At 70.3% G+C, this 6747-nt stretch carries 7 protein-coding genes, 1 tRNA gene and 2 pseudogenes; 6 read left to right on the top strand and 4 right to left on the bottom strand.

Translation table 11 applies throughout. From position 1 onward, the window contains the following. Window positions 1–225, bottom strand: a 225-nt coding sequence (locus GL263_RS18560; RefSeq protein WP_182856843.1) for an FmdB family zinc ribbon protein, incomplete at its 3' end; no start/stop codon positions are given. A 179-nt stretch (window positions 226–404) separates the two neighbouring features. Then, window positions 405–1667, bottom strand: coding sequence for a coiled-coil domain-containing protein (locus GL263_RS18555; RefSeq protein ID WP_182856842.1), 1263 nt, complete (start codon window positions 1665–1667; stop codon window positions 405–407). 114 nt (window positions 1668–1781) lie between these two features. Between GL263_RS18555 and GL263_RS18550 the strand changes: the two genes are divergently transcribed. The 4 genes and pseudogenes from GL263_RS18550 to GL263_RS18535 all read left to right on the top strand — a co-directional run bounded on the left by GL263_RS18550 (window position 1782) and on the right by GL263_RS18535 (window position 3202). Continuing rightward, a tRNA-Val gene (locus tag GL263_RS18550) sits at window positions 1782–1853 on the top strand. 109 nt (window positions 1854–1962) lie between these two features. Beyond that, entirely contained in the window at window positions 1963–2556 is a 594-nt protein-coding gene (locus GL263_RS18545) for a DinB family protein (RefSeq protein WP_182856841.1), read from the top strand. A gap of 43 nt (window positions 2557–2599) precedes the next feature. Further along, window positions 2600–2767, top strand: a pseudogene (locus tag GL263_RS18540) (transposase); the annotation flags it as partial. 21 nt (window positions 2768–2788) lie between these two features. Beyond that, complete coding sequence (locus GL263_RS18535; RefSeq protein WP_182856844.1) at window positions 2789–3202, top strand: cytidine deaminase family protein; 414 nt, start codon at window positions 2789–2791, stop codon at window positions 3200–3202. Window positions 3203–3265: 63 nt separating this feature from the next. Here GL263_RS18535 and GL263_RS18530 read toward each other — a convergent pair whose 3' ends face one another. Then, window positions 3266–3913, bottom strand: coding sequence for an HAD family hydrolase (locus tag GL263_RS18530; RefSeq protein ID WP_182856840.1), 648 nt, complete (start codon window positions 3911–3913; stop codon window positions 3266–3268). 289 nt (window positions 3914–4202) lie between these two features. On the opposite strand from GL263_RS18530, the gene GL263_RS29080 reads away from it, so the two are divergent. Further along, the gene (locus tag GL263_RS29080) at window positions 4203–4484 is read left to right on the top strand and encodes a GNAT family N-acetyltransferase (RefSeq protein ID WP_323379465.1); all 282 of its coding nucleotides are present in this window, start codon (window positions 4203–4205) and stop codon (window positions 4482–4484) included. 139 nt (window positions 4485–4623) lie between these two features. After that, window positions 4624–5205 (top strand): annotated as a pseudogene (locus GL263_RS18520) (HD domain-containing protein). Window positions 5206–5281: 76 nt separating this feature from the next. On the opposite strand, the gene GL263_RS18515 reads toward GL263_RS18520, so the two are convergent. Beyond that, window positions 5282–6673 carry a protoporphyrinogen/coproporphyrinogen oxidase gene (locus GL263_RS18515; protein ID WP_182856839.1) on the bottom strand — a complete coding sequence of 464 codons (1392 nt, stop codon included), beginning with the start codon at window positions 6671–6673 and terminating at the stop codon, window positions 5282–5284. Window positions 6674–6747 lie beyond the last annotated feature (74 nt).

The following is a 6747-nucleotide window of genomic DNA, read 5'->3' as shown; positions in this document are numbered from 1 at the left end:
GCCGCAGCACCCCCCGCCGCAGCAACCGCCACCGCCGCCCCCGGCGGCTGCGGGAGCCGGCGCCGCGCCGCCCACCGCGACACCGCCCACCGCGACCGTGGAGAGCAACTTCACCGTGTCCTGATGGCCGTCGGGGCAGCTCGCCGGCGCGGCGGACTCGGCCATCGGCCGACTCACCTCGAAGACGTCCCCGCACTCCCGACAGCGAAACTCGTATCTGGGCATAGCCGCAGGATAACCGGGCTCCGTCCGTCGCCACCGAGCCTGTGGACAACTCCGCACCGGCCCTGGCGAGCACCCGCCCGCGCGGGCCGCGCCGGGCCGGCCACTCCACCCTCCCCACCGGGCGGAGCCCGGCTCCGAGGCGGGCGGTGCGTGCTTTTCCGCCGGCCCGGCCGGCACCCTCAGCCGGGCTGCCCCCGCGAGGCGCGGATGTCCTGGACCACCGACGCCACCGTCTCCTTGATCGCGTCCAGCTCCACCAGGAACCGCCAGTAGTCCGGATGCCGCCCCCCGGCCTCCAGCATCTCCAGCGCCCGCTCCAACCGGACCACCGAACTGTCCAGCGGCCCCGCGTGCCGGGGATCGGGCGTGCTGCGACCGGCCATCGCCAGCCGCTGGGCGTCCCGGATCGCGAACCGGACCCGCTCGGTCTCCTTCTCCTGGCTGAACGACACCTCGTTCAGCCGCCGCAACCGCTCGTCGGCCGCGCCCACCCCGTCGTCCGCCGTACTCAACACCGCCCGCGCCGACGTCAGCAGCGCCGTCGCGTCCGCCCAGCGCTGCTCGTTCCGCGCCCGCTGCGCGTCGGCCAGCTTCATCTCGGCCTGCCGGGACGCCTCCATGGCCTGCTGCGGCACCCGCTGCAGGTCCTGCCAGCAGGCCGCGCTGAACCGCCGCCGCAGCTCACTCAGCACCGGATCCACCTTCTGCGCGCGGTTCGCCAGCGCCTGCGCCCGGGTCCGCAGCGAAGCCAGCCGGCGGTCCAGCTCCGCGGCCCGCTCCGGTAGCCGCCGCGCCTCCTCCGCGATGGCCTCCGCCTCCCGCTGCACCCGCTCGGCCCGCTGGATCGTCGGCCGCACCCCGTGCTGCCCGGCGCCCTGGTTGAGCAGCGTCAGCTCCGGCCCCAGCTTCGCCAGCCGCTCGGCCAGGCCGTCCGCCTTCAGCCCCGCCGCCCGCACCTCGTCCAGCCCCCGCGTCGCGGCCAGCAGGGCCTGCCGCCCCCGCTCCACGGCCGGCGCCACCTGCGCGAGCTGCCCCTCCGCCTGCTCCAGCAGCCCCGCGATGCTCTCCGCGAAACGCCGCAGGTCGGCCCGCGTCTGCTCCAGCTGCCCCTTGACCCGGTTCAGGTCCTGCAGCGCCCGGGACGCCGCCCCCGCGTCGATGCCCTCCCGGTCCAGGTCATGCGCGTCCACGACGCTGATGTAGTCCTGGCTGTTGCCGTCGATCCGCTCCCCGAACGCGGAGAAGTCGGCGGCGGCCCGGCGGGCCGGCGGCGAGTTGTCCACGGCCGTGATCGTCTCGATGGAGATCCTCAGCTCCCGCTGGGCCGTGTCCAGCTCGTAGAAAGCCGCCGCGGCGGCGTCCTTGGCCGCCTGGGCGTCGGCCCGCAGACTCTCCGCCCGTCCGCTCCCGAAGCCCCAGCGCCGCGTGCCGCCCCCGCTCATCGCTGCCCCACAACCCCTCTCCCGTCACCGCAACCGAAGTCCAAGGTCATTCTCCCATCCCGTCGTCACAGCGGGACAGGCCCGGTGCGGTACGCTGTGGTCGCCGTTTCCCACGGGCGCATAGCTCAGCGGTAGAGCGCTTCCCTTACAAGGAAGATGTCACAGGTTCGATCCCTGTTGCGCCCACCCCCGCCGGCAAGCAGCCGGCACCCCCACGAGCCCCGCCGACACTGTTCAGCGGGGCTCGTGGCGTCTGGGGCGATCGTTGTCAGTGGGTGATGCAAGACTCACCGACATGAAGCCCAACGACCCCAAAGACGATCTGCACCGCTACCTCAAGTCGGCCCGCGAAGCCGTCGTCTGGAAGCTGGAAGGACTGTCCGAGTACGACATCCGCCGTCCCCTGACGCCGACCGGTACCAACCTCCTCGGCCTCGTCAAGCACCTCGCCAGCGTCGAGTTCGGGTACTTCGGCCCGACCTTCGGCCGCCCACACGGCGAATCCCTCCCCTGGCACGAGGAGGGAGCCGAGCCGAACGCGGACATGTGGGCGCCCGCCGACGAGTCACGCGAGGACGTGCTCAGCCTCTACCACCGCGCCTGGGCACACGCGGACGCGACGATCGAGGCGCTGCCGCTCGACGCCATGGGCCACGTCGAGTGGTGGGGCGACAACGGGCACGTGACACTCCAGCGGATCATGCTGCACACGACGGCCGAGACGAACCGGCACGCCGGCCACGCCGACATCGTCCGCGAGCTGATCGACGGCGAGGTCGGCCTGCGGGAGGGCATGAGCAACATGGACGGCGGCGACGAGGCCTGGTACCAGGACCACTGGAACCGACTGGAGGCCTCCGCCAAGCGGGCCCAGTCCCCGCAGAACTGAGGCCGTCCGGACTCGTTCCCTCTCATCACCCATGCCGCCGCCGAACCGGATCGAGGCCCAGGACACCGCTCTGCGCTACTTCACGCGGGACGGCACCTACCGCGTCAGTCACAAGGAGCAGGGCAGCATGATCCGTCGCTACATCTCGCGAAACAAGCGCACGGCCGATATCCGCTTGCGCACCCTCGTCACTCGGGTCAACGTCGCCTGACACCTGATGAAGGCAGAGATGATGACCACGCAGACCCACCCCGTCGACCACGAGCTCATCCAGACCGCGGCGCACGTCGCTCGCACTCGCTGCCGGGGCGACAGCCACACCATGGCAGCCGCGGCCCGCGCCCAGGACGGCCGGATCGTCACCGCCGTCAACGCCTACCACTTCACGGGAGGCCCCTGCGCTGAGCTGGTCCTCATCGGCACGGCAGCCGCCCAGGGCGCCTACGCGCTGAACACGATCGTCGCGGTGGGCGACCGCGACCGAGGGGTTGTTCCCCCATGCGGCCGGTGTCGCCAGGTCCTCCTCGACTACTTCCCGTCCCTCAAGGTCATCGTCGGCGAAGGCACCCGCACCCGAACGGTCCACATCGCCGACCTGCTGCCCGAGGCCTACGTCTGGTCCGACCACCAACTGGACGCCGAGTAGCCGCGCTACTCAGCACGCTGGTACCGCTGATCGACAACAGGGCGAACCTTGCCTGATGCGGCACTAGCTGTCGGCCACGATGGAGACGAGGTCGTGCAGTGAGTTGACGCTGTGATCAGCGGCTGCCCGGACCTCGGGGGCGTCGGCCCACAGGTGGCCGTACGGGCCGCGTCGAAGGTGTGCGGTCTTCAGCCCTGCCGCATTGGCGGGAAAGACGTCCCTCTGCGGGTGGTCTCCGACGTACAGGACGTGCTGCGGGTCGCTTACGCCCGCCAGTCCGACGACGCGTGTGAAGAACTCCGCCGCCGGCTTCGCGACGCCCCATTCGCCGGAGGTGGCAACGGCGTCCAGCGGGAGCTTCAACGCTCGCAACTCCCGTCCGGCGATCGGTGTCTGGTTACCGGCGGCCACGACGGGTATCCCGAGCTTCTGGAGTTCCGCGAGTGCTGGTCGGACATCGTCGTACAGGTCGGCTTCCGCCAGTCGTTCCCCGTGCCCGGCGGCCTCCCGGGCGGCGTACTCGGCCTCAACGTCGATCCCTGGTCGTAGCAGGCGTAACGCATCCGTGTTGTCCCGCCCTTGGGACACCAGCGCGCCGACCAGAGCGGAGAAGGTGTGGCGGTCCACGCCGAGCCAGTCGGCCCACGAGCCGTAGTGGCGGTCGTCGCGGGTCAGGGTCTCTCCGATGTCCAGGGCGATGGCACGGATCATGTCAGCAGCGTATCCGTGTGCGAGCGGAGCGCGTCGACCTTGCTGCACTACTGGCTGGAAGCGGCGGAGGGAATAGCTGAGTTCGTCTGCGAGTCATCCGGCGCGGATCAGCCGGGTACTGTCCCGACATGTACCCCGTCACGTGCGCCAACAGTCGAGTAGCGATGCGGGAACTCACCATCGACGACGTGGACGCCGTGCACGGCATCTACGGTGGTCCGCGAGCGACGGAGCACCTGTCGTTCGAGCCGCGTACGGGGAACAGGTGGCCCACATCGTGGCCAGGGCGATGGTCTCCGCGACCGAGCAACCCCGAAACGGGTACGTCCTCGCTATCTGCCGCACGGAAGACAAGCGAATGATCGGCGTCGGACGGCTGGCCACCGAACCGCAGCGCGCGGCGACGATCGGCTTTGCTCTCGACCCTGCTGTGTGGGGGCGGGGATACGGCCTGGAGACGGTCCGGGCGCTTCTGCGACTCGGCTTCGACGAGTTGGCCTTCACCGTGTCTGGGCGGCTCGTTCCCCCGTCAACGAGGCGTCCGCCCGCGTGTTGGAGAAGGCCGGGATGACGGAAGAAGGGCGCATCCGCGACCACGTCCACGTGCGGGGCGCGTGGCGCGACTCCGTCGTCCACTCGATCCTGGAAGAGGAGTGGACGTGGCCGGCCCGTGGGAATGCACCTCGCTGAGAGGTGAGAGGAGTCCGACGGTGGCAGAGGATCTGACAGCGGTGGCACGCTTTCTGTGCGAGGCGGGGACGCTGAAGCAGACCAGGCGCACGGGTTGGTAGATGGCTGGCGTGCGCGATCCCGAGTCGGTGGCCGAGCACTCCTGGCGTACAGCGTTGCTCGCCTCGATCATCGCGAAGCTCGAAGGTGCCGACCCGGCACGCGCGGCGTTCCTCGCGGTCTGGCACGACTCTCAGGAGACGCGCACCGGAGACGTGAACCACCTCGGCAAGAAGTACGCGCCGTCTGCCGAGCCGCGCGACGTCACCGCAGACCGTGTCGAGGGCATGCCCGGGGATCTGGCCGCGATGGTCCGCGGCCTCGTGGGCGAATACGAGGCGAAGGAGTCTCCAGAGGCGATCTGTGCCCGCGACGCCGACAAGTTGGAGTGCATGCTCTAGGGCGTGGAGTACAAGGCCCAGGGCCACGAGAACGCGCAGCGGTGGATCGACAACAGCCGCAGACGGCTGACCACGAAGTCCGCGACCGCGCTGGCGGACGCCGTGCTGGAGACCGGTTCGCTCGACTGGCTCCGCGCCGCCCTCGGCGAGCATCCGTCCTGAGAGTCGGGCGACGCGGCTCAGGACGCGTCCGGGCCGATGGCGAGTCCGGACGCAACCCAGAGGCGTCGGCGCCTTGTCAGAGGGTCGGCCGCCGGGAGTCCAGGGTGACGGCGAGGCGTGAGGCGGCGATCTCTCCGGAGGTGAGGGCGGCGTTGGTGCTGCCGAAGGAGAAGTAGTCGCCTGCCAGCGCGACGCGGGAGGCCCGGTCGAGACTCCGCACGCCGGCGCTGAGTTCCGCGATGCTGCCGGGGTGGGTGGCCGGAACGCAGGGTCGGCAGCGGGAGACGCTGGTCATCTCGATCCGCCGGGTGAGGCCGGGGAACAGGTCCAGCTGTTCGAGGTCGTGGAGTGCCCGCGCGGTGACGTCCTCGTCCGGGAGGTCGTACAGCGCCTCACTGGTGTACGTCGGCCAGTACACGGTGATCAGGCCCTTGCCGTCGGGCGCTCTGCCCGGGGCGCGGTTGTGGTCGAGGCAGACACCGAAGCCGCCAGGGTACTCCCGCCGGGGAACGAAGATCCACATGGACGATTCCCGGGGGCGGGCCGACAGGCCGAACGACACGTGGAGGCACGTCGAATAGCGCAGCCTGGACAGGAAGGCACGCATCGGAGCGGGCAAACCGGGCCAGATACCGGCGACCAGCGGTCCTGGAACGGCGATGACGCAGGCCGCCGCCGTCTCCTGTTGTTCGACGCCGTCGTGGTCGGTGAAGCCGACGGTCACGGCGTCCTCGCTCTCCTCGACGGCGGACACCGTGGTGTGGTGCCGGACGTCGAGCTGTCTGGCGAGCCCGCGCGGGAGGAAGGCCATTCCCCGGGGGGAGTTGAAATAGCCGATGCCGAGAGCCGACCTGGCCGCGAGGTACACGTGGGTCATGGAGAGCTCTTCGGGCGGCGCGAAGTAGTAGTTCGTGCTGAGCGGTTCGATCAGGTAGTCGAAGAGCTCCTGGTTCAGCCTTCGGTCGGCGTAGGCGACGCAGGACTCGTCCGCCTCGGGCGCGCGCGTCAGATCCCGGAAGGTGATGCGGTCGCCCATGCGCCGGGTGTCGGCGGCGAGCCGGAGCAGCCGCGTCTTGCTGCGTGCCGACAGCAGTCTCGTGGTGAGCAGGTCGCGCGGGAGTCGCTTGCCGAAGCGGTGTACTTCTCCGTCGCGCAGGAAGCCGTAGACGTCGCCGGACGGCCCGACCTCGTGAGCGAGTCCGGCGTCACGGATCAGTCGCCGCATCTGGTGGTAGCTGTCGGGGAGCATCGCGGCGCCGGTGTCGACGCGGTAGCCGTTGATCTCCTCGGTCCACATTCGGCCGCCGACGTGCGCACTGCGTTCGAGAACCGTCACGTCGTATCCGGCGCGCTGAAGCCGGAAGGCCGCGGAGAGACCGGCGATACCCGCGCCGATCACCAGGATCTTCTGGGGGCGGCGCGCGGGGTGGTGTGGTGTACGGAACCGGTCCATGCTGACCTCGCTCACTGATCAAGGACGAACGTCCGGGATGTCGGTCTTGTGTCTGTGCCGCCGCGCGGGTCAGGTGAGGAGGTCCCACC

The organism is Streptomyces durbertensis (assembly GCF_014156695.1).
Classification (GTDB): domain Bacteria; phylum Actinomycetota; class Actinomycetes; order Streptomycetales; family Streptomycetaceae; genus Streptomyces; species Streptomyces durbertensis.
This window is presented reverse-complemented; position numbering and strand designations above follow the sequence as displayed.

What these genes read in the sequence shown, in the direction of transcription:
- GL263_RS18555 (WP_182856842.1), bottom strand. Translation starts at nt 1,667, where the DNA reads ATGAGCGGGGGCGGCACGCGGCGCTGGGGCTTCGGGAGCGGACGGGCG.
- GL263_RS18545 (WP_182856841.1), top strand. Translation starts at nt 1,963, where the DNA reads ATGAAGCCCAACGACCCCAAAGACGATCTGCACCGCTACCTCAAGTCG.
- GL263_RS18535 (WP_182856844.1), top strand. Translation starts at nt 2,789, where the DNA reads ATGACCACGCAGACCCACCCCGTCGACCACGAGCTCATCCAGACCGCG.
- GL263_RS18530 (WP_182856840.1), bottom strand. Translation starts at nt 3,913, where the DNA reads ATGATCCGTGCCATCGCCCTGGACATCGGAGAGACCCTGACCCGCGAC.
- GL263_RS29080 (WP_323379465.1), top strand. Translation starts at nt 4,203, where the DNA reads ATGGTCTCCGCGACCGAGCAACCCCGAAACGGGTACGTCCTCGCTATC.